Raw genomic sequence first — 21,682 nt, 5'->3', positions numbered from 1 at the left:
TGATTATTTTAACTGTGTGGCATCATCCTCTTCGACCATACGGAAACCGACTAACCGTTTTGGTCCTCCTTGCAGAGTAAGCAGTCAGGCGATGGCGTTGGACTTGAAGTTCCAAGGCATAAGGCCTTCGATTTCGGTTGCACGTCAGCCCTGAGCGAAGCGGCTTAGGGTTTGGATATCGTCCCCAGAGGAATTAACAGTATTAAAGCCGTTCACAATGTCACGTGCCTTGCGGGTAACGACAGCCTGTTCAAGATGGGCATATCGCATAGTTGTCCGAATATCGGAGTGACCAAGCACAGCCTTGACCTCTTGGATTGAGAGTCCGTTTTGAACAAGGCGTGTCGCGTGCGTATGGCGAAGTGTGTGAATAGTACAGTCATCAAGGCCAGCGCGACGGAAGGCTTTACGGATGGCAGCCCTTGAATATCCTCTCTTCTCTCCGAGCTTGTTCACGAAAACGGTTGGCCCATGGCTCTCCCGCAGACGACGGTGAAGGATCGTTTCCACGCGATCCGTCATGTAGATTACGCTCTCGTTTTGAACTTTGGAGCGCCATAAGCGTATTTCCCCCCTGTTCAAATCAATGTCCTGCCACGCAATGTTAGCGATTTCGCTGTAGCGCGCTCCGGTATCGATTAGCATAACGATGAGATCATAATTGTCCTGCATCCATTTTTGGCGATCTTCTCGACGGGACGGGTCAGCAGATAGGCCATTTGCGATACGTGAGGGGGACAGTTCATGCAGCAGGCGACGCTCTTCCTCGATACTCAGATATCGCGCTCTGGAATTGGGTGTTCTAATGAGGGGCGCGCTGATTGACGGACTTTGATAGCCGTCCTTCCGAGCAAGCTGGATCGCTCCTATCAGACAGTTCATGCCGTGCTTGATAGTGTGCGATGTGCATCCTTGGGACAGTCGTTTTTGCCGAAACCGTTCCAGTGTGTCGGAGTTGACCTTCATCAAAGGAATCGAGCCATTCAGTATTGTCAGAATTACCCTGATCTGACTTTCCAGATTCCGGTAGTTCGGGGTTCCGAGCTTCGAGTTCGCAAATCGATGAAGAGCAGTTTCCAACGTAATCGCCTCCTTTTTGCCAAGCAGCAGCTCGGAGTGGAAATTAGCCCGAATCTTGGCGGCGACTTGCAGGGCAATTCTGCGGTCAGTCGTCTTTGTTGACCGGACAATCGTTTGATGTTCAATTTGAAACTGCGCGTACCAGAATTTCGAATTTCCACGTTTTACCAGCAACATAGGCTCCCTTTTTGAATATCGAGATATCCTACCGATGCAGGGCAACGTTCAACGGCACGATGAGATCAAGTATTCCGGCAAGCCCTCGAGATTATGACGACGCTCCCCAACACATCGATGTGGTAGAATCCGGAAAGGGCGTAGATGCCTAAGCCCAAGCTTGAGAACAAATTCACCTTCAAGATCGAACCCGACGATGAAGGGGGCAGAACAAAAACGGTTTCTATTCAGAGCGAGAACATTTCTGAGCCGCCAGTCGCCGGAAAAAAGCGAAAGACAAAGAAGGACCCGAGCGCTTATCTGCTCCTTGGTTTTGACACCGAATATCAGTCTTTGAAGGCAAACGAGCAGGAAAGCTCCATCGAAGCAGGTGCAAAAAATGAGCTTCTTTCGTACCAGTTCTCGATCAAGCTGATTACCAAAGATGGACAGCCTGGCACGCCTGAAACAGATGGAATTATTATCCCCGATGCGGAACAGAGGTTAACGCTCGCCGAGTTTCTTGGTATTGCGGTCGGATCGCTGATCGAGAAATTTCCCGATGTGAAGGTGCCGAAATCCATCTACCTTCTTGGACATTTCATTCGCGCTGACTTCCCAGCATTCAGTGATTTCAAGGACAACGCTCGACTGACTTCAAATGTCAGAAGCACATTCGTCAGCATTGACAGTGCTATTCCAGTAAGGTTTGGCGAAGCGGATAATCCGATTGCCGAGTTCAGCGTCATTGTCCGCGACACTATCCTGCTTGCTCCGAGCAACGCTAAATCTCTTGCAGATATCGGTGATCTTCTCGGTTTCCCAAAAATCCAGCTCGGGCAGACGCCGAAGGAAGAGCGGGAAATCAAGGAAAACATGGCCCGTTTCAGAACGGAACGGTGGAGCGAGTTTCGTGAGTATGCCATCCGCGATGCGCAGGTGTGCGTCCGTTTTGCCGAACGGATAATTCAGCAGAGCACAGCGCTTTTCACCTCTTTCAAAATGCCTGCAACGTTGACGTCCTTTGGAACCGGGTTGCTGCTTCTCGGGTGGCAAAACGATGGGTTGGATAGCAATCAAATCTTGGGGCGAGAGGCCATCAAAGAGAGATTTTTCAGCAAGAAAGACGGCTATTTCAAAATCAAGACCGTAACACCGCTGAAAGAGGAAGCTTATTTCAACGAGGCGTTCATCACAGAAACCTACCATGGCGGCAGAAACGAGCAGTTCATATTCGGCATTGCAGACGAAGGTCAGTGGAGGGACCACGATCTCAGTTCTGCATATACCACAGCGATGTCACTGATAGGCATGCCTGACTGGGACAATATCACTAATCTGACAACGCTTGATGATGTTGGACCGCTCGACCTCAGTTTCTTCTCCGTGGACTTTGAGTTTCCCGAAACTGTACGTTTCCCAACTCTCCCTGTCCGCACGGCAAATGGAATCATCTTTCCTCGTAAGGGCAGCTCGAAGTGCTCGGCTCCCGAACTGTATCTTGCCCAGAAACTTGGAGCGCTACTGACTTTCCGCAAGGGCGTTCACGTACCATCCGATCCCAAGCAACCAGTTTTCAGGGATTTCATTAAGGAATGCATTGAAAAGCGTACAGCGCATAAGAAGGGAACCTTTGACAACCTGTTCTGGAAAGAGGTCGGCAACAGCACTTACGGAAAAACGGCCCAAGGTCTTCGTGAAAAGCGGGTATACAACCTTCAAAACGATGGAATGGAATCCCTTCCACCGAGCAAGATCACCCAGCCGTATTTTGCATCATTCATCACGTCGTACACGCGAGCAGTCCTCGGTGAAATTCTCAACGGTTTCCCTGAGGACGTACATGTCTTCAGTGTCACCACAGACGGCTTCCTCTCCAATGCGAGCGACCAAAATATCACAAAGGCAACCAGCGGAGAGTTATTCGAATCATTTCGACAGGCCCGAAGTCATCTGGATAAAGGCAGTCCTTTGGAGATTAAGCATATAGTTCGCCAACCTGTCGGCTGGCGAACGCGAGGCGCGGCAACGTTGAAACCGGGTGACGGCGACAACGGAATTGTCTTACAAAAAAGGAGGCATCAAATCAAACCCGCTCAACGGTCTGTTTGAAGAGAATCAGGAGACGTTACGACTGTTCTTCAACCGCAGTCCCGACCAAGAAATTCAATACAAATCGGGCGTCGGTATCAAAGACATGCTGCGCGGCGAAACCGATTTCGTTTTTCGTTCCGTGACCAAGCGACTTTCAATGGAATTTGACTGGAAAAGGAAGCCCATAAACGCGCGCGATACCATCTTCGAGTTCGAAGGCAAGCAGTACATACACCTTACGTTCGAAACGAGGCCGGTGGAGGACGTTGCAGAATTCAATCTTGTGCGCGAGAACTGGGAAAACTACGACAAGAAATCTCCACACCTTCTAAAAACACTCGAGGATTTCAACTCGTTTGAAACATACCGCACGTCAAGAGATTCCCTCGGAGATCGATCCAAGAAGTATCTGCGACAAACCGACGGAGATTTAAAAAGGCTTCGGGAAAGCTTGACACGAGCTTATCAGCAGCACCAAGCGGGGTTCGACCTCATCCGAAGCAAACAAAAAATGAAACACGCCGACTTTGTTATTGCCTTGGAGGCTTGCGGTATACCGTGCAAAATCAGCGATATCGACAACGGCAAAAGAAAGACGTTCGAACCACACTGCACACCGGCTACGGACAGAGTCGTCAAAGCCTTGAAAAAGTTGCAGGTGGAACATTACCCCGAATTGGAAATCGAGCTATTTGTCCCGGGAGAAGCCCTGTAAAAAACTCAAAAATCGTGGGATGACGAGCAATATGGGGAGAGAGGGGCAATTCGATTTTGGAGTTTTTTCCACGCCTTCCCCCTTTATCGTTGATGATGGTGGAAAGATGAAAATCCGTAAATGTTGTGCCCCCACCTCCCATATATAACATTTACGGATTTTGATAATGCATTTAGTGAGTGTTGGCGGGTTCACTACGGCGTTCCTTAGCTAGACGCCGTCGGCAGTTGTACCAATACGTGAGGGCGCCTTTTTCTGTCAGCGTTGCGCCTTCGATAAATGCTCTGACAATCACGTCCTGCTCCATGCCTTCAAGCTTTGCGTAGATTGCCAACGCAGTATCAATCTTGGACTTGCCAGCAGCAATCAGTTTTTTTCCTTCCGAAATTGCTTCCTCGATGATTGCCTTGTCCGCAGGAATGGCTGCAACGCTTTTCGGCTTCGTCATATCGTTTCTCCTTACTTGGTGAAACGAGAATCCCGCCAATTCTAGGTCAAGACAACGCGTTCTTCCGAAACGGCCATAGCAAGGGATTGCTGTCGCTAAATTAGCGTCAGATTTTCAGACTTTCGTGGGTTTGTTCAGTTTCAATAATGAGGCCGTGCTTATCGACAGCTATCAGTTGTATCACTTTTAGAGGCTCCCTCCGGCTTACGGTCACTCTTCTCATAATGCCGTCCAACAGAACGACGGAGAAGGACATACCTGTGCTCACCTCGCCTGACTGTGCTCCTCTTTCAAAGAAATCGAACAGCGCTTCAGACGGTCCAAATTGAGATAACACCAGTTTTTCGGAATCTTTTCGCAAACCGTCCGGAGCAAGGGTAAGAGATTTGATCATCATCTGGAGTCTGTTGGCAACGACACGACGTTTTCGCTCCAGATCGCGATCATCAGCATCCTGAAGTTCCTTGATCAGCGATTTGATCTGTTGGTCATCAACCGGAGCGAGGGCAGCATCTTTCTCCAGTTTGGCTTCCACCGCTCCCTTCTGATTTTCAAGTTCCAGAATTTCGGATGAAATCTCTTCAATTTTCGACTGGATGAAATCCTTGGAGGCATTGCTTGTTTGAAGCATATCAAAAGTTGTATTCAGTAGCTCCCTCTTCCCTCGTATATTTTCATTAAGGGAGACCAGCTTTTGCTCCAGCGTGTACCGGTCTGATTGTTCGTCAGCACGTTTTAAAGTTTCAACGAGGTCAAGCTCATGAACGAAATAAAGAAACACGTTTTCAAAATGGTCGTATCGCCAGTTCGATGCGGAGCATCCGAAATGGCGATCTGCGTTGGTGCATCTCAGGAACTGCCCTCCTTTGGGTGGAGGCCCTTTGTCGACAAAGCGCATGGGGGAGGCGCAGTAGGCACATTTGGCAATTCTCGAAAATAAATTCCGATACACAGGACCTTTTCGACCCGCTCCTTCCACCTGTCGCTTCCGGCGAGCATGCTTAATGCGCAAAAACTGTTCTTCATCAATTAACTGAGGGAAATAATCGGGGACCGTATCACCATCAGGCTGGGCGGTTCCATTCACCAACTTGTGAGGCTGGAACTCACCCAGAACCGATCTGTTGTTAAGGATTCTAGAGATATATGAAGCATGCCATCCCTTTGAGTCTTCACCGAAGGGCGGAACTGCTTCGTTGTTGAGAATGCGACCAATCGAATAAGAACCATATCCGGAATCGGCCAAGTCAAATATACGTTTAACGATGTCATCCCTTCCCGGAATAACCTCAAACGAGTTTGAGTCTGTATTCAGTTTCAGCCAAGCGGGGCATACTTTTGTAAGTTTGCGTTGGTGGATGTTTTTTCTCTTGTTCGCCCAAGCTTTGCCAACTCGAAAACTTTTTGCGACCGATTCCTCATGGGCGCGACTGAGTACAACCATCGGGTACAGCAAATCTTTGAAATCAGCATTTTCCGCGCCATACACTTGCTCATCGATAAGTGTAACGATTTTGATTCCGGACTTAAGTATTTTTATGAATAACGGGATAGATTCAAATATGTTTTCTCTACTGAGTCTGTCTAGCGATTCAATTAATAGGTAAGATCCAGCAGGGACAGTTTTGTTTTCGATAAGGGAGATAAAATCTCCGAGCATTCCCTCCTTAATATTCTTGCCCTTGAATGCAGAAACACCAATATCTTCAAAGTTTTCAACCAATTGAAGATCATGGCGAATTGCATATTCTTTCGATTTTTCTTTCTGTCGTTCTAAACTGTTGCCCTTAAGCTGCATATCCGTCGACATGCGAACGTAGGAATAAGCGAGCGGTTTAGTGTTTTCTCTGTCCATTATGCGAGTGTAATCGATAAATTAATTAGCCACAACATCTCGATTGTCGGCCTGCCCGACAAGGCGGTGGCGGAAAGCCGCGAGCGCGTGCAGGCGGCCTTGCATGCTTCCGGGCTATCGATGCCCACCAAGCGGGTCACGGTCAATCTGGCGCCCGCCGATCTGCCGAAGGAAGGGTCGCATTACGATCTGCCGATAGCGGTCGGGTTGATGGCGGCCATCGGCGCCATTCCGGCAGACGCCATCCAATCCTATCTGGTGCTGGGCGAACTTTCGCTCGACGGGTCGATTACGCCTGTCGCGGGTGTTTTGCCCGCTGCGATCGGTGCCAATCGGGAAGACAAGGGGCTGATCTGCCCCTATGCCTGCGGTCCGGAAGCTGCTTGGGCCGGTGCCGATATCGACATTCTCGCACCGCGCAGCCTGATTGCGCTGGCCAATCATTTTCGTGGAACACAGGTGCTGACGCCGCCCGATCCGTCCATGCGGGTTTCCAGCGAAAGCCTGCCCGACCTTGCCGATATCAAGGGACAGGAAACGGCCAAACGCGCGCTGGAAATCGCCGCAGCAGGCAATCACAATCTGCTTCTGGTCGGCCCGCCCGGTTCCGGCAAGTCGATGCTGGCGCAACGCCTGCCGTCGATCCTTCCGCGGCTTTCCCCTCGTGAATTGCTGGATGTGTCGATGATCGCGTCCATCGCGGGCGAGCTAGCGGGCGGAAAACTGTCCGACCGAAGGCCGTTCCGGTCGCCGCATCATTCGGCTTCGATGGCGGCGATGGTCGGCGGTGGCTTGCGCGCCCGCCCGGGCGAGGTGTCGCTGGCGCATAATGGCGTGTTGTTTCTGGATGAGTTTCCAGAGTTTTCACCGCAGGTTTTGGATTCGTTGCGCCAGCCGCTCGAAACGGGCGAATGTCTGATCGCCCGGGTCAATCATCGCACCAGCTATCCGGCGCGCTTTCAACTGATTGCCGCCATGAACCCATGCCGATGCGGGATGGCGGGCGAGCCCGGCCACAGTTGCGCGCGCGGGCCGCGCTGCCAGACGGATTATCAGGCGCGGATTTCCGGCCCGCTTCTGGATCGCATCGACCTGCGTGTCGACATGCCCGCTGTCTCGGCGCTCGACCTGATCCAGCCCGCGCAGTCGGAGCGCAGCGAGACCGTGGCGCAGCGTGTCGCCCGCGCCCGCGCCGTGCAGGCCACGCGCTATGCGGCGCTGGGGCTCGATCCGTCGATGGCGAACGCCTATTGCTCGGCGAATCTGATCGAGGAGGTGGCGCGACCGGATGCAGCGGGAATGAAGCTGTTGCGCGACGCCAGCGAGCAGATGCGCTTTTCCGCCCGTGCCTATCACCGCATCCTGAAAGTTGCGCGCACTCTGGCCGATCTCGATGGGGTGGATCAAATCAGCCGCATTCATCTGGCTGGCGCAATTTCCTACCGCATCGGTGCGGAACGGTTGATTTCTGCGGCGTGATTGCTCACGCCGCAGATGGTCGCGTTCCGGGGCTTAGATCCCGAAGGTCACCAGCCCGTTTTCATCGATGCGCCAGGCCGGGTTCCACGCAATTTCCCAGGCGTGGTCGTCGGGATCGGCGACATAGCCGCGAAAGCCGCCATGCGGGGGCGCGTCGGCAGCGCGCAGCAGCGTCCCGCCTGCCTCTGTCAGCCGCTGCATCAGCGGCGCGACATCTGCTTGTTGCTCCACATTATGGGCGAGCGAAAATGCCCCCGGTTGCACAAGGCCGCGACGGTTCATGTCGGCTTCGAGCGATGATTTAAGGAAGGTGCCGAGAACGAACCCGTTCATCTGGTAGAAGATGATCTCGTCATTTTCAAATATCGGCGTCCAGCCGAAGCCTTCGACATAGAAGCGACGCGAATTGGCGAGGTCGGCAATACCGAGTGTAATAACGGAAATTTGCTGTTTCATTGTCCAAACCCTTGATCCTCCGGCGCACCATTGCTCCGGAGTTGAAGGTCAGGGGACACATTGCGATCGCAGAACCGCGAAGGTCAGGACCCGTCTCTGGCATTATACTATGCCGTTGCACGGGAGCCGGGCTAACCGCACCGACCTCTCCTTTTTTAGACCCGGACTGTCTATCACGTTCCGGGCCTGAATTCAATTTCGGTAAGCTTTCGATTTAGAGCATTTCCAGCAAAAGTGCGTAGCGGTTTTGCGTGGGATAATGCGCAAAAACAAATTGACAGAGCGGTTCCACGATTCCGTGCTAACCGGAACCGCTCTAATGACGAACCGAGCCGACCAACAGATTGTCCGGTGCTTCGATGGTGACCCAGCGACCGGTATTGTTCGCGGCCTGACGCTTCAGATAGGTGTAGTCGGTTTCGTTCCAGCGCAGAACTTCGTCGGTCAGATTGTCGAGAACGAAGTCGCCGCGGTCGGTGCGAACGGTCAGCACGGCATGGCCTTCGCCGTCCGGCTTGCGCACGACGGTGATCAGAAGATCGCTGATCGGAATGCCGGCCTTTTGCAACTCGCGCTGCTTGAGCAGCACATAGTCTTCGCAATCGCCAACGGTGGTCGGATAAGCCCAATATTCCTCGACGCCGTAGATTTCCACGTCGGTCATCGGCTTGATGCGTTCATTGACCGAAAGATTGACTTCGACAATGCGCTGCCAGTTGGCATGACCGAGCGGCAACGGGCTGGTGTCGCGGCTGGCAATATTGCATTCCTGCGCTTCGCGCTTGCAGAATTCGTAATGGCCGATTGGCTGCGAGGTGACCTTGCCAGTCTGCATGAAGTCGCCAGAGGCTGCTTCAGCACCAAAGCCTGTCATCAGCACCGAAGCCGCGAAAGCAGCAGCTGCCATCATTTTCTTGGTCGAGCGAACAACGCAAAACATACTCAACGCCCTTGCCGGAAACTCTTTTATTAACGAAACGTTAAAATCTGAAACACTTGCGAGTCAATTCGATTTGCCGCTTCACCGCCCAACATCTTAATTAATGGTTAACGCGGGTGGTCTGAAATAATACAATCTATGATTGAATTTGTTGGGTTTTTCAGGCGTTTTGTACGCTTGGTGACCACTCATAATTTTGCCATGCTGAGGGAGCTTGTTTTTGCCAGCGAATATGCCAATGGTTGGCACATTCCACCGGACCTTTGAGGTCCATTTGCAAAGGCCACGGGATGACAAGCGCAACCACGCGCAAGGCCACGGCAGACGACATCGATGCGTTATTGCGCATCGAAGAGCGCTGTTTCGAAACAGACCGCATTTCCCGACGCTCCTTTCGCGCCCTGATCGCGCGCCCCACTGCGGAAACCATCATTGCGGAAGCTGACGGCCAGATCATCGGCTATGCGATGATCCTTTTCCGGCACGGTACGGCACTGGCGCGGCTCTATTCGATTGCCGTTGATCCGGATGCAGGCGCCAAGGGGATCGGCGCGCTTTTGCTCCAGGCGGCAGAGACGGCGGCCTTTGAGCATGACCGTCCGCTGCTACGGCTTGAAGTGCGCGAGGACAATGCGCGGGCGATCGCTCTTTACAAGCGCCACAGCTATCGCCCGATTGGGCGCTATCTCGATTATTATGCCGACCATTCCAACGCCTTGCGTTTCGAAAAGACGGTGCGCGGCGGCGTGCCTCTGGCAACACCATTTGCCTATTACCGGCAGACGACCGATTTCACCTGTGGTGCGGCCTGCCTGATGATGGCGCTTGCCCGGCACAAGCCCGGAACCGCGCTCGATCCGGTGCTGGAAATCCGTCTGTGGCGCGATGCAACCACGATCTACATGATGTCCGGGCCGGGCGGCTGCGAACCTTTCGGCCTTGCCGTCGCCGGGCACGAGCATGGATTGAAGGCATCCATCATCGTCTCCATTGAGGATATGCTGTTTCTGCAATCGGTGCGTTCGGAAAAGAAGCGCCGGGTGATGCGGCTTGCACAGACCGATTTTCGCCAGCGCACGGAAGCCTATGGCATTCCGGTGGAATATCGCGGTTTCACCTTGTTCGACATCATCACGGCGCTTCGACGGGGCGCGTCGGTGATCGTTCTGATCAGCGGCTATCTCATGTTCGGCAACAAGGTGCCGCATTGGGTGCTCGTCCATGGCGAAGATGGCCGTCACATTTTTATTCATGATCCGTGGGTGGAAGAGAAACAGGGCGAAAGCATCGCCGATGCGGCCAATGTGCCGGTTCCCTTCCACATCTTCGACCGCATCGCCCGCTTCGGCAGCGATGGGCTGAGAGCAGCGGTGATTCTCGAAAAAGGGACAGACTGATGACGATCTGCGTCATTCTCGTTGGGCGCCTCTCGGATATCGACAATGGCGCGACACCGCACAAGGTCATGACCAATCGCGATTATCTCGCGCATCCGGCCCTGTTCAACGGCCAGCAGCGCCCGCGCATTATCAACCTGTCGCGGAGCTATACCTATCAAAGCCGCGGCTATTATGCCTCGCTTCTGGCGGAGGCGCGCGGTCACCGGATCATTCCGTCCGTCGAGACGATGATTGATCTGTCCGAACGGCGGCTCTATGAGAATGCCATTCCCGAGCTGGAAGACATGCTCAACAAGGCGTTGGGCAAGCATCCCGAAAAAGCGCCAGAAACCATCCACGTCCATTTCGGGCTGGCCGAGAACCCGGAATTCGAGCGTTTCGGCAGGCTATTGTTCGACTGGTTCCGTGCGCCGTCGCTGGAAGTAACGGTCAAGCCCGGCGAGTGGGCGCGTATCCAGAAAATCGGCTTTGCCAATATTGCGAAATTCTCAAAACATCAAAAGGAGCGTTTCGAGGATGCGCTCGACCGCTATACGCAGCGCGAATGGCGGGCGGCCAAGCCAAAGGTTCCGGCCCGTTATACGGTCGCCACGCTTTGCGATCCGAAAGAGGCGATGCCACCTTCATCCATGGCGTCACTGAAGCATTGGGCGAAGATCGCAGCGCGCCTCGGCGTTGAAGTGGACCCCATCGGCAGGAAGGACCTGTCGCGACTTGCCAATTACGACGCGTTGTTCATCCGCGAAACCACGTCGATTTCCAACCATACCTATCGCTTTGCGCGACGGGCGCAGCAGGAAAACATGCCGGTCATCGACGATCCGATTTCGATGATCCGCTGCACCAACAAGGTTTATCTGCACGAACTGATGCAGGCCAATGATGTGGCCGTGCCGCAGACCGTGATGATTGCGGGCGAGGAGGATCTGGAGCGGGCCGCCGATATTCTGGGCTTTCCGCTGGTGATCAAGATACCGGATTCGTCCTTCTCGCGCGGGGTGAAGAAGGTGAAGGATATTGCGGAGCTGAAGGTGCTGGCGATGCTGTGGCTTCAGGACAGCGATCTTCTGCTGGCGCAGAAATATATGCCGACCCGGTTCGACTGGCGTGTGGGCGTCCTCGACGGCAAGCCGCTCTTCATCTGTCAGTATATGATGGCGAAAAACCACTGGCAGATCGTCAAGCACGATACGGGCGGCAAACCGCTTGAGGGCGGCTTTCGCACCTATACGCTGGCGGATGCGCCCAAAGCGGTTCTGGAAACCGGCCTGCGCGCTGCGCGGTGTATTGGCGATGGATTATACGGTGTCGATCTGAAAGAGACGGATGACGGTGTCGTGGTGATCGAAGTCAATGACAATCCCAATCTCGAACACGGCATCGAGGATGCGGCGGAAAAAGACGACGTCTGGATCAATCTGACCCGCTGGTTCATCGATCGGCTGGATCGCAAACAGCGTATCCCGGAAGAGTTGAAAGCAGTACCTGCCCAGCCTAGGCTGTTACTGCTCTAATTCTTCGTTTTTACGCGCATCTTTTCCGAAAACCGGCTCCCGCTTTTCGGGATGCGCTCTAGAATCTGATCATTGCTTTACGCCGGATTACATCGGCGTGAAGCAGACCTTGGTATGTCCGGCGCCGATGAAGCCGAGACGGCTTGCAGCACCCTTGGAGAGATCCAGCACGCGTCCCTTGATGAACGGGCCGCGGTCGTTGATGCGCACGACGAGCGACTTGCCATTTCTCTGATTGGTAACTTTGACCTTGCTGCCAAGCGGCAGGGAGCGGTGCGCTGCGGTCAATCCGGCTGGGTTCATACGTTCACCCGAAGCCGTGCGGGAGGTCAGGGCGTACCAGGAGGCACCGCCGCATTGCTGTGCCGAGGCTTCGATTGCGCTGACAGCGAGAAGGCTGGTTGCTGCAAAGCCGAGCATAGCCATACGGGTCTTGAAGTTCATACCAGTTCCACTAGTTGTTAACGGGGCGCTTTGACAGTTTTGCTGAGAAAGACCTGAGCGAAGTGGAATCTAAATGTGGCGATGACGTGGTTCGAATGAGAACATTATGCGATAATTGAATCTATATCCGCAGCGGAATATCATCCTATACTATGCGTTGTTTACTTATATTTCGAAACATAACTGAGGAATATTTTGAAGGATTCGGTTCTGTTGCTGTAAAAGCGTTTACGATTCGTTAGGAATCTGGCGCATGGCTTCGTGTGGCCTTGTTTTACGCGGTGGAATCCAAGAAAAACTGCTTTTAGCGGTTCTACCGCTGTCGCCTGACCCTACAATTTTTATTTGTAGCGCAAGTTTTAAAGCCTCTTCTAAAAGTTGTCGAAATGCGGCATTTTCCGGGCAAAAAATGCAATTTGGCCGTGTGTGTGGCAATTTTTACAGGTCGGTTTTTTCTTATCCACAGGCCGGAAAACGGCGCTTATGACGTTTCTTTGACCGTGCAGCCAGTGCAATTTATGGAAGAAATCCTGCTATATGCCTGTGGCGAACAGATGTGATTCCAACGGAAAACATGCAGGACGATCATCCCGACACGAACACGAATGCCTCCGTTCCGGCGATATCCGCTGGCAAGCGGGCGCTCTATCTCGTACTGGGCTTTGTCATGCTTGCGCTTGGCATCATCGGCGCCGTCTTGCCGGTCATGCCGACGACCATCTTCATCATTCTGGCGGCCTGGTTCTTTGCGCGGTCTTCGCCCAAACTTGAAGCGCGGCTTCTTGCCGACCCGCGTTTCGGCCCGCTGATCGTCAAGTGGCGTGACCGTGGCGCGATACCACCAAAGGCAAAGCTCTATGCCTGCCTGGGCATGCTTGTCGGCTACGGTTTTTTCTGGTGGGGCGCCCATCCGGGTCCGCTGCTGGCGATTGCGGTGACCATCTTCATGCTGGGCTCTGCCGCCTATGTGCTTTCTCGGCCCAGCGAGTAACCGCTTTAAACCCTCATCCCTTCGCGATAAGAGTGGCGTCATCGCTATGGGAGCCACCGATGAATTTGCCTGCCGTCAATCCGCTGATCGATCAACTCTCCGCGCCGCCCATTCCGGCTGTGCAGGTCTGGGCGCGGGATTATGACGGCAGCCACGGCCCGCTGATCGATCTTTCGCAGGCGGTTCCGGGCTATCCGCCGCATCCCGACATGCTGCGCTTTCTGGGCGAGGCGGCGGGTTCGCTCTCCAGCGCAGGCTACGGGCCGATTGAAGGCGAGGCTGTGCTGCGTCAGGCCTATGCCCGACATGTCGGCTCGCTTTATGGCGCTTCGATTGAAGCGCGCAATGTGCATGTCACATCCGGCTGCAATCAGGCTTTCATCGCGGCCATCATGTGCGTGGCTGGCAGCGGCGATACGGTGCTGACGACCGACCCGTTCTATTTCAACCACCGTTCGTCACTGGAAATGCTTGGCATCAAGCCGGCTTCCTTTCCGTGCCGTGCTGAAAATGGCTTTGTGCCAACGGTTGAGGATGTGCGGGCGGCGCTGCATCCCGGTGTGAGGGCGCTGACGCTTGTTTCCCCGAACAACCCGACCGGCGCGGTCTACCCGCCGGAACTGCTCGGCCAGATCTATGCGCTGTGCCGCGCCAACGGCACGTGGCTGATCCTCGATGAAACCTATCGCGATTTTCTGCCGACTGCCGGTGAGGCGCCGCACGAGTTATTCGGTGAGGCCGACTGGCCGTCGCATCTGATCCAGCTCTACAGCTTCTCGAAATCCTTCTGCATTCCGGGGCATCGTCTGGGGGCCATTGTTGCAGGCGTCGATATGGTGGCCAATATAGCCAAGGTGATGGATAATCTGCAAATCTGCGCGACACGTGCGCCGCAGGTGGCCGTTGCCCGCGTGCTTGCGCCGCTCGAAGCATGGCGCAACGAGAACCGCAAGGAAATCGCGTGCCGGTCTGCAACACTTCGCTCCGTCATGGCGGTGGTCGATGGCTGGCGTGTAGAAGCGGTGGGGGCCTATTTCGCCTTCGTGCGGCACCCTTTCGAGGGCCTATCATCGGTGACGGTTGCAGAGCGCCTTGCGAAGTCGCTCGGCATTGTCACATTGCCGGGTGTCTTCTTCGGTGACGGGCAGGAAGCTTTTCTGCGCTTTGCCTTTGCCAATGCCGATGTGGCCGGCATCGAAGCCACGGGAGCCCGTTTGCCAAGCTTACGGCTTTGATTCCCATAACAGTTCCAGCAGCTCTTCCATGGCATCCAAAGTCCCACACAATTGGTGGAGGGTGGATTGCTACAAACCTGTAACATTACTGTCATATGAATGTAATATAGAGCGCGTAGACGGCTACTGACGCTAATCGTCATAGGCTTTTTACAACAGGAGCTGCTGCTCATGAACAAGATGATTTCCTCGACCGCGGCGCTGGCCATTGCCGCCGTTCTGTCGGTTTCCGCTGCCCAGGCGCGCGATCAGATTCAGGTTGCCGGTTCCTCGACCGTGCTGCCTTATGCAAAGATCGTCGCTGAAACCTTCGGCGAAACCTATCCGAACTTCAAGACGCCGGTTGTTGAATCGGGCGGTTCGGGCGCCGGCATCAAGGAATTCTGCAAGGGCGTCGGTGAAAACACCATCGACATCGCCAATGCATCGCGCGCCATGAAGGATTCGGAACTGAAGTCGTGCGTTGACGCTGGCGTCAAGGACGTTCAGGAAGTGCGCTTCGGTTATGACGGCATCGTCTTCGCAACCGACGCCAAGGGTCCGGATTGGAAGCTGAAGCCGGAAGACGTCTACAAGGCCCTGGCCGCCAAGGTTGTTGTTGATGGCAAGCTGGTCGATAATCCAAACACCAAGTGGAACCAGGTGAACCCGAACCTGCCGGATTGGGACATTGCTGCCTATATCCCGGGCGAAAAGCACGGCACCCGTGAAGTTTTCGAAGAAAAGGTTCTGGCCGACGGCTGCAAGCACTCCGGCGCTCTGGACGAAATCAAGAAGACCGGTCTCGACGACAAGGCTGCCGCTTCGGCCTGTATCGCAGTGCGTAAGGACGGCAAGGCTGTCGACATCGACGGCGACTATGCTGAAACGCTGGCGCGCATCGACTCCAACAAGACCGGCGTTGGCGTTTTCGGCCTCTACTTCTTCGAAAACAATGCCGACAAGCTGAAGGTTGCGACCGTCAACGACATCACGCCATCGGCTGCGACCGTCGCCTCGGGTGAATATCCGGTTTCGCGTCCGCTGTTCTTCTACGTGAAGAAGGCTCACCTCGGCGTCGTGCCGGGCCTCAAGGAATATGTCGATTTCTTCCTGAACGACCAGATGATCGGTCCTGACGGCCCGCTCGCTGAATATGGTCTGGTGCCGGCTCCGGATGCAGAACGCGAAGCACAGCGCGCCGCCTTCACCGAAGGCAAGACGCTGGCTGCAAAGTAAGTCTAAAACTGTGGAACGCGGGGATGAAACCTCCCCGCGTTCTTCTCCTTTCGCGCCATTCTAATATGAGAGGCGCAATCGCGCGGAGCTGACAGTCTGGTCATTGGGGACACGTCTATGTCGTTTCGCATTTTTCAGGGCAACCGGGGAAATTGAATGTCCTTCTTTCTGGTTCTCGTCAGCGTCATTGCAATCGGGTTGGTCGGCTTCTTTATTGGCCGTCAGCGCGCCGTTGCACTGGACAAAGCGCAGCCTGTCGCGCCCCAAGGTTCGGGGCAAGGATCGACGGCCGAGAAAATGCATTCCCGCCCGCATTATCATGGCTGGTGGGTTTTCCTCGTTTCTGCATTGCCTGCAGTGCTGTTTCTTGCCGTCTGGGCTGTCGGATCGTCCGTCTATCTCGATCACAGCGCCACCGCACGACTACCCGATGCCGTCGAGGATGGTTCTTACACCAATCGCAGCCTTCAGCTCGGTATGGTGCGCGGCCTCGCCAACGGGCTTGAGCGCCTGACACCGGCTGAGCTGGAAAGCTTCCCGACCAACTATCAGGATGCGCGCTCGGTTCTCGGCAACAAGGGCGTGGCTCTCGCGACCGAGGGCCAGGACTATATGGTGCCCATCGCCCTCTATCTGAAGAAGGCGACGGACCTCACGCACACGATCGGCGCTGCCGTGGCGCTGGTCATTGCGGTTGCCGGTCTGATTTTCGGTCTTTCCACGATCAACCGCCGCATGCGCGCCCGCAACAATGTCGAGCGCATCGTGCTGTGGGGGCTGATCGCCGCGTCGGGCATCGCCATTCTGACCACTGTCGGCATCATCTGCTCGATGCTGTTTCAGACGATCAGCTTCTTTCAGTCGGTTTCGCCGTGGAATTTCTTCTTCGGCACGGTCTGGGACCCGCGCTTTGCTGCTGCCGGTTCCGGCGGTGAGACGGGCCAGTTCGGCCTGATCCCGCTTCTGGCCGGTACGCTCTATATCGCGCTGGTCGCTATGCTGTTCGCGGTTCCGGTCGGTCTGTTCGCCGCCATCTACATGGCCGAATATGCCTCGCCGCGCGTGCGCACGGTGGTCAAGCCGGTGCTTGAACTGCTCGCCGGTATTCCCAGTATCGTCTACGGCTTCTTCGCCCTTGTGACGGTCGGCCCGTTCCTGCGTGATCTTTCCGCCGCGATTGCGGGCGGTCAGGGCTTCATCATGGCGCAGAGCGTTTTGACCGCCGGTCTCGTCATGGGTGTGATGCTTATTCCTTTCGTGTCGTCGCTTTCCGACGACATCATCACCGCCGTGCCGCGCACGCTGCGCGACGGCTCGCTCGGTCTTGGCGCCACCCGCTCCGAAACTGTCAAGCGCGTTGTCCTGCCTGCGGCACTCCCGGGCATCGTCGGCGCACTTTTGATGACCGCTTCACGCGCCATCGGTGAAACCATGATCGTGGTTCTGGCGGCAGGCGTTGCGGCGCGTATCAACATCAACCCATTCGACGCGATGACCACCATCACGGTGAAAATCGTCAATCAGCTGACCGGCGACCTTGAGTTCAACTCGCCGCAGACGCTGGTTGCCTTTGCACTTGGCATCACGCTTTTCGTCCTGACGCTGATCATGAACATCTTTGCGCTGCATATCGTGCGCAAGTACCGGGAGCAGTACGAATAATGACCGATACGACCTTCAACGCAAGCGGTACGGCGACTGCACAACCCGCCCGCCGCGATATCGGACTGAAACGCCGCTACGCTGCCGAACGCCGCTTCCGCCTCTATGGCATCGCTGCAATCGCCATTGGCGTGTTCTTCCTCTGCGCGCTGCTGTTCTCGGTTTTCTCCAAGGGCTACACCGCCTTCTGGCAGACGACGCTCTACCTTCCGGTCCAGATCGACGCGCAGGTGATCGATCCGGGCAACAAGCGGGCGACCGATCCGAACGTGCTGATCGCCGCGAACTATCCGCTTCTGGTGCGCAATGCGCTGGCTGAAAAGCTCGGCGTCGCAACCACCGACCGCCCGGCCATGCGCGATCTTGGCCGCTTCTATTCCGACGGCGTGCGCGTTCAGCTGCGCCAGATGGTGATGGACAATCCGGCCATCATCGGCACGACACAAACTGTTCCGGTTCTGGCCGGTGCGGATATCGATTCCGCCTTCAAGGGGCAGATCGATCTGACCGTCCCTGAAACGAGCCGCAAGGTATCGGACCGTCAGGTTGGCTGGATGAAGACGCTTTCGGAAGAAGGCGTCATGAAGGAGGCATTCAACACCGGCCTCTTCACCTATGGCGCATCGAGCCGCCCGGAAACGTCGGGGCTCGGCGTGGCGCTGGTCGGTTCGCTCTATATGATGCTGATCGTGCTGGGTCTGGCTCTGCCTATCGGAGTCGCCGCTTCGATCTATCTGGAAGAGTTCGCCAAGAAGAACCGCTGGACGGATATGATCGAGGTGAACATCAACAACCTCGCAGCCGTACCGTCCATCGTGTTCGGTCTGCTGGGGCTTGCGGTCTTCGTCAACTTCTTCAACCTGCCGCGCTCAGCCTCGCTGGTCGGCGGTCTGGTGCTGACGCTGATGACGCTGCCGACGATCATTATCGCAACGCGTGCCGCCCTGCGCGCCGTGCCGCCGTCGATCCGCGCAGCAGCGCTCGGTCTCGGCGCGTCCAAGACGCAGATGGTGTTTCATCACGTGCTGCCGCTTGCCGCACCCGGCATTCTGACGGGCACGATCATCGGGCTTGCCCATGCGCTGGGCGAAACCGCGCCGCTTCTGCTGATCGGCATGGTGGCTTTCGTGGCGGATGTTCCGTCCACGCCGATGGACCCGGCGACCGCCTTGCCTGTCCAGATCTATATGTGGGCCAATGAAGCAGAACGCGCCTTTGTGGAACGCACGTCCGGCGCTATCATCGTCTTACTTCTGTTCCTGGCCGTGATGAACATTGCAGCAATCATTCTGCGCCGCCGGTTCGAGCGCCGCTGGTAAACGGGAGTCGAAGCTATGAATTTGATGACTGAACGAACTCTCGAGAAAGCCGTAGGAGAAAAGATGAACGCCAACGCCAGTTCCGTAAAGATGCGCGGCGACAAGGTTTGCGTATTCTATGGTGAGAAGCAGGCCCTTTTCGACGTCAATCTGGATGTTCCGGAAAAGATGGTGACGGCGCTGATCGGTCCTTCCGGCTGCGGCAAGTCCACCTTCCTTCGTTCGCTCAATCGCATGAACGACACGATTGAAGGTTGTCGCATCGCTGGCAAGATCACGCTCGACAATGAGGATATCTACGATCCGAAGATTGATGTGGTGGAACTACGCGCCCGTGTCGGCATGGTGTTCCAGAAGCCGAACCCGTTCCCGAAGTCGATCTACGAGAATGTCGCCTACGGCCCGCGCATTCACGGTCTGGCCCGCACGAAGGCCGATCTGGAGGAAATCGTCGTGACCAGCCTTCAGAAGGCAAGCCTGTTCGAGGAAGTGAAGGATCGCCTGCACGATGCGGGCACGGGCCTTTCCGGCGGCCAGCAGCAGCGCCTGTGCATTGCACGTGCGATTGCGGTTAGCCCGGAAGTCATCCTGATGGACGAACCCTGCTCGGCGCTTGATCCGATTGCCACCGCCAAGGTGGAAGAGCTGATCGATGAACTGCGCCAGAACTACACCATCGTTATCGTCACGCACTCGATGCAGCAGGCGGCCCGCGTTTCGCAGCGCACCGCCATGTTCCATCTCGGCAATCTGGTCGAAGTGGGCGACACGGAAACGATGTTCACTGCGCCGACGGAAAAGCGCACGCAGGATTACATCACCGGACGCTTCGGCTAACAAACCGGGGGCAGGGGAAAGCAACCCTTGCGCGCGGATTGCGTCAGAACAAACAGAAGTGCGGCTTCCCCGCAATTTATATTACGAGGTCTACCATGCCGTCTCAGCATACCGTTCGTTCCTACGATGAGGAACTGAAGTTTCTCACCCACAAGATCGCCGAAATGGGCGGACATGCGGAACGTATGGTCGAACAGTCGGTCGCAGCGATCGTCAATGCCGACAACGCCCTTGCGCAGCGCGTCATTTCCGACGACCTGATCCTGGATGCCAGCGAGCGCGAAATCGACGACAAGGCCGTGATGATCATCGCCAAGCGCCAGCCGATGGCGGTGGACCTGCGCGAAATCATCGGTTCGATTCGCATTTCCGCCGATCTGGAGCGCGTTGGCGATCTGGGCAAGAACATTGCCAAGCGCGTTGCCGCCGTTTCGGAATCCCGCCAGCCGGTCAAGCTCTATCGCGGTCTGGAAACGCTCGCCGAACTGGCGCTGACCCAGCTGAAAGACGTGCTCGACGCCTATTCGTCGCGCTCGGTACAGCAGATCAATGTCGTGCGTGATCGCGACGACGAGATCGACGCCATGTACACCTCGCTGTTCCGCGAGCTGCTCACCTATATGATGGAAGATCCGCGTAATATTTCCGCCTGCACGCATCTTCTGTTCTGCGCCAAGAATATCGAGCGCATCGGCGACCATGCGACCAACATCGCGGAAACCGTTTATTACATCGTGACCGGCCTGCAGATGCCTGCCGAACGACCGAAGGAAGACCTGAGCCACGGCATCGTCGTGGATGAGGCACGCAAGCCCTGAGTAAGCGCTGCATTTGAAGCGATCAGGGCAGATTGCCGGATTGCTCCCAAATGCGGTGGAGAATGTGTGAATAGCGCGGCTGCACGCGGTCGATGGGGGGACGTGTATCTTCCGCTCGCCGGTTTAAGATAGGGAATATTGGATGTCACAGGTACCCAAAATCGCTGTGGTGGAAGACGAAGAAGCGCTGAGCGTTCTGCTGCGCTACAATCTTGAGGCCGAAGGCTATCAGGTGGACACGATGCTGCGCGGCGACGAGGCCGAAATCGCGCTGCGCGAGAACGTCCCTGATCTCCTCATCCTCGATTGGATGCTTCCCGGCGTATCGGGCATCGAACTGTGCCGCCGTCTGCGCCAATGGCCGGAGACGGAACGCCTGCCGGTCATCATGCTGACCGCGCGCGGCGAGGAAAGCGAACGCGTTCGGGGTTTAAGCGTCGGGGCCGACGACTATGTCGTGAAGCCCTTCTCGACACCGGAACTCCTGGCCCGCGTCAAGGCGATGCTGCGCCGTGCCAATCCAAGCCTGCTGTCGCATGTTCTGAAAGTAGGCGATCTGGTGCTCGACCGTCAGCAGCACCGCGTTTACCGCAAGGAAAAGGAAGTCCGTCTTGGACCGACGGAGTTCCGTTTGCTCGAATATTTCATGATGTCGCCGGGCCGCGTTTTCTCGCGCAGTCAGCTTCTCGACGGTGTCTGGGGACCGGATATCTATGTCGATGATCGCACCGTGGATGTCCATGTCGGACGCTTGCGCAAGGCCATCAACTTGGGTCGTGCGCTCGATCCGATCCGCACGGTACGCGGCGCGGGATATTCTTTCGGCTGATCGTGCGTCGATAAAAAACTTCTTTTCGAGCCCGTCTTTCCTCATCGAAAGGCGGGCTCGATCACTTTCTGAAGCGCTCTTGCGGCCTGTTATCCTTGCCAGCCGATTCGGTCCGGCGAGACGCTGAAAAGGCTGAAAATCGCTAATCTCACGGAATGTTACGCTTCTTGTATCAAAGTTGAAGGAACCGGC

General features: G+C 55.6%; 18 protein-coding genes and 1 pseudogene. 13 read left to right on the top strand and 6 right to left on the bottom strand.

Features of this window, described 5'->3' with window-relative positions:
* Positions 1 to 144 precede the first annotated feature (144 nt).
* Positions 145 to 1,257 carry a site-specific integrase gene (locus tag QLQ11_RS08550; protein ID WP_283735992.1) on the bottom strand — a complete coding sequence of 371 codons (1,113 nt, stop codon included), beginning with the start codon at positions 1,255 to 1,257 and terminating at the stop codon, positions 145 to 147.
* A gap of 144 nt (positions 1,258 to 1,401) precedes the next feature.
* Between QLQ11_RS08550 and QLQ11_RS08545 the strand changes: the two genes are divergently transcribed.
* Both QLQ11_RS08545 and QLQ11_RS08540 read left to right on the top strand, forming a co-directional pair.
* The gene (locus tag QLQ11_RS08545; RefSeq protein ID WP_371835856.1) at positions 1,402 to 3,348 is read left to right on the top strand and encodes a DNA polymerase; all 1,947 of its coding nucleotides are present in this window, start codon (positions 1,402 to 1,404) and stop codon (positions 3,346 to 3,348) included.
* Positions 3,296 to 4,045 carry a hypothetical protein gene (locus QLQ11_RS08540; RefSeq protein ID WP_371835855.1) on the top strand — a complete coding sequence of 250 codons (750 nt, stop codon included), beginning with the start codon at positions 3,296 to 3,298 and terminating at the stop codon, positions 4,043 to 4,045. Before QLQ11_RS08545 ends, QLQ11_RS08540 begins: the two co-directional genes overlap by 53 nt.
* A gap of 172 nt (positions 4,046 to 4,217) precedes the next feature.
* Here the strand turns inward: QLQ11_RS08540 and QLQ11_RS08535 are convergent, their stop codons facing one another.
* Entirely contained in the window at positions 4,218 to 4,493 is a 276-nt protein-coding gene (locus tag QLQ11_RS08535; protein ID WP_371835854.1) for a hypothetical protein, read from the bottom strand.
* A gap of 106 nt (positions 4,494 to 4,599) precedes the next feature.
* Positions 4,600 to 6,348, bottom strand: a complete 1,749-nt coding sequence (locus QLQ11_RS08530; RefSeq protein WP_283735994.1) for a recombinase family protein — start codon at positions 6,346 to 6,348, stop codon at positions 4,600 to 4,602.
* 36 nt (positions 6,349 to 6,384) lie between these two features.
* Here QLQ11_RS08530 and QLQ11_RS08525 point away from each other — a divergent pair.
* A pseudogene (locus QLQ11_RS08525) lies at positions 6,385 to 7,827 on the top strand (YifB family Mg chelatase-like AAA ATPase); the annotation flags it as partial.
* Positions 7,828 to 7,860: 33 nt separating this feature from the next.
* On the opposite strand, the gene QLQ11_RS08520 reads toward QLQ11_RS08525, so the two are convergent.
* Positions 7,861 to 8,283, bottom strand: coding sequence for a VOC family protein (locus QLQ11_RS08520; protein WP_109370081.1), 423 nt, complete (start codon positions 8,281 to 8,283; stop codon positions 7,861 to 7,863).
* A gap of 316 nt (positions 8,284 to 8,599) precedes the next feature.
* On the bottom strand, positions 8,600 to 9,223 hold the full coding sequence (locus QLQ11_RS08515; RefSeq protein WP_109370082.1) for a transglutaminase-like cysteine peptidase: 624 nt from the start codon (positions 9,221 to 9,223) through the stop codon (positions 8,600 to 8,602).
* Positions 9,224 to 9,513: 290 nt separating this feature from the next.
* On the opposite strand from QLQ11_RS08515, the gene QLQ11_RS08510 reads away from it, so the two are divergent.
* Positions 9,514 to 10,620: a peptidase C39 family protein gene (locus tag QLQ11_RS08510; protein ID WP_109370083.1), complete on the top strand. Its 1,107-nt coding sequence runs from the start codon at positions 9,514 to 9,516 to the stop codon at positions 10,618 to 10,620.
* On the top strand, positions 10,620 to 12,137 hold the full coding sequence (locus tag QLQ11_RS08505) for a RimK family protein (protein WP_109370084.1): 1,518 nt from the start codon (positions 10,620 to 10,622) through the stop codon (positions 12,135 to 12,137). The genes QLQ11_RS08510 and QLQ11_RS08505 overlap by 1 nt, the downstream gene beginning before the upstream one ends.
* An 87-nt stretch (positions 12,138 to 12,224) precedes the next feature.
* Here QLQ11_RS08505 and QLQ11_RS08500 read toward each other — a convergent pair whose 3' ends face one another.
* A complete protein-coding gene (locus QLQ11_RS08500) occupies positions 12,225 to 12,581 on the bottom strand; it encodes a septal ring lytic transglycosylase RlpA family protein (protein WP_078337695.1) in 357 nt (118 codons plus the stop codon).
* A gap of 574 nt (positions 12,582 to 13,155) precedes the next feature.
* Here QLQ11_RS08500 and QLQ11_RS08495 point away from each other — a divergent pair.
* The 8 genes from QLQ11_RS08495 to phoB all read left to right on the top strand — a co-directional run bounded on the left by QLQ11_RS08495 (position 13,156) and on the right by phoB (position 21,490).
* Entirely contained in the window at positions 13,156 to 13,572 is a 417-nt protein-coding gene (locus tag QLQ11_RS08495) for a YbaN family protein (protein ID WP_109370344.1), read from the top strand.
* Positions 13,573 to 13,637: 65 nt separating this feature from the next.
* Positions 13,638 to 14,807, top strand: coding sequence for an aminotransferase (locus QLQ11_RS08490; RefSeq protein ID WP_181376114.1), 1,170 nt, complete (start codon positions 13,638 to 13,640; stop codon positions 14,805 to 14,807).
* Between the two features lie 171 nt (positions 14,808 to 14,978).
* On the top strand, positions 14,979 to 16,025 hold the full coding sequence (locus QLQ11_RS08485) for a PstS family phosphate ABC transporter substrate-binding protein (protein WP_109370086.1): 1,047 nt from the start codon (positions 14,979 to 14,981) through the stop codon (positions 16,023 to 16,025).
* Between the two features lie 156 nt (positions 16,026 to 16,181).
* Complete coding sequence (pstC, locus tag QLQ11_RS08480; protein ID WP_109370087.1) at positions 16,182 to 17,687, top strand: phosphate ABC transporter permease subunit PstC; 1,506 nt, start codon at positions 16,182 to 16,184, stop codon at positions 17,685 to 17,687.
* Positions 17,687 to 19,006 carry a phosphate ABC transporter permease PstA gene (pstA, locus tag QLQ11_RS08475; protein WP_109370088.1) on the top strand — a complete coding sequence of 440 codons (1,320 nt, stop codon included), beginning with the start codon at positions 17,687 to 17,689 and terminating at the stop codon, positions 19,004 to 19,006. Before pstC ends, pstA begins: the two co-directional genes overlap by 1 nt.
* A gap of 15 nt (positions 19,007 to 19,021) precedes the next feature.
* A complete protein-coding gene (gene pstB, locus QLQ11_RS08470) occupies positions 19,022 to 19,843 on the top strand; it encodes a phosphate ABC transporter ATP-binding protein PstB (RefSeq protein ID WP_121536974.1) in 822 nt (273 codons plus the stop codon).
* A 95-nt stretch (positions 19,844 to 19,938) separates the two neighbouring features.
* Positions 19,939 to 20,661, top strand: a complete 723-nt coding sequence (gene phoU, locus QLQ11_RS08465; RefSeq protein WP_109370090.1) for a phosphate signaling complex protein PhoU — start codon at positions 19,939 to 19,941, stop codon at positions 20,659 to 20,661.
* 142 nt (positions 20,662 to 20,803) lie between these two features.
* Positions 20,804 to 21,490 (top strand): phosphate regulon transcriptional regulator PhoB, encoded by a 687-nt coding sequence (phoB, locus tag QLQ11_RS08460; protein WP_078337701.1) that lies wholly within the window; start codon positions 20,804 to 20,806, stop codon positions 21,488 to 21,490.
* The last annotated feature ends 192 nt before the right edge of the window (positions 21,491 to 21,682 follow it).

The organism is Ochrobactrum sp. SSR (genome assembly GCF_030067775.1).
GTDB lineage: Bacteria > Pseudomonadota > Alphaproteobacteria > Rhizobiales > Rhizobiaceae > Brucella > Brucella teleogrylli.
Note: the sequence above shows the minus strand (reverse complement) of the source record. Positions and strands in the feature narration are given on the sequence as shown.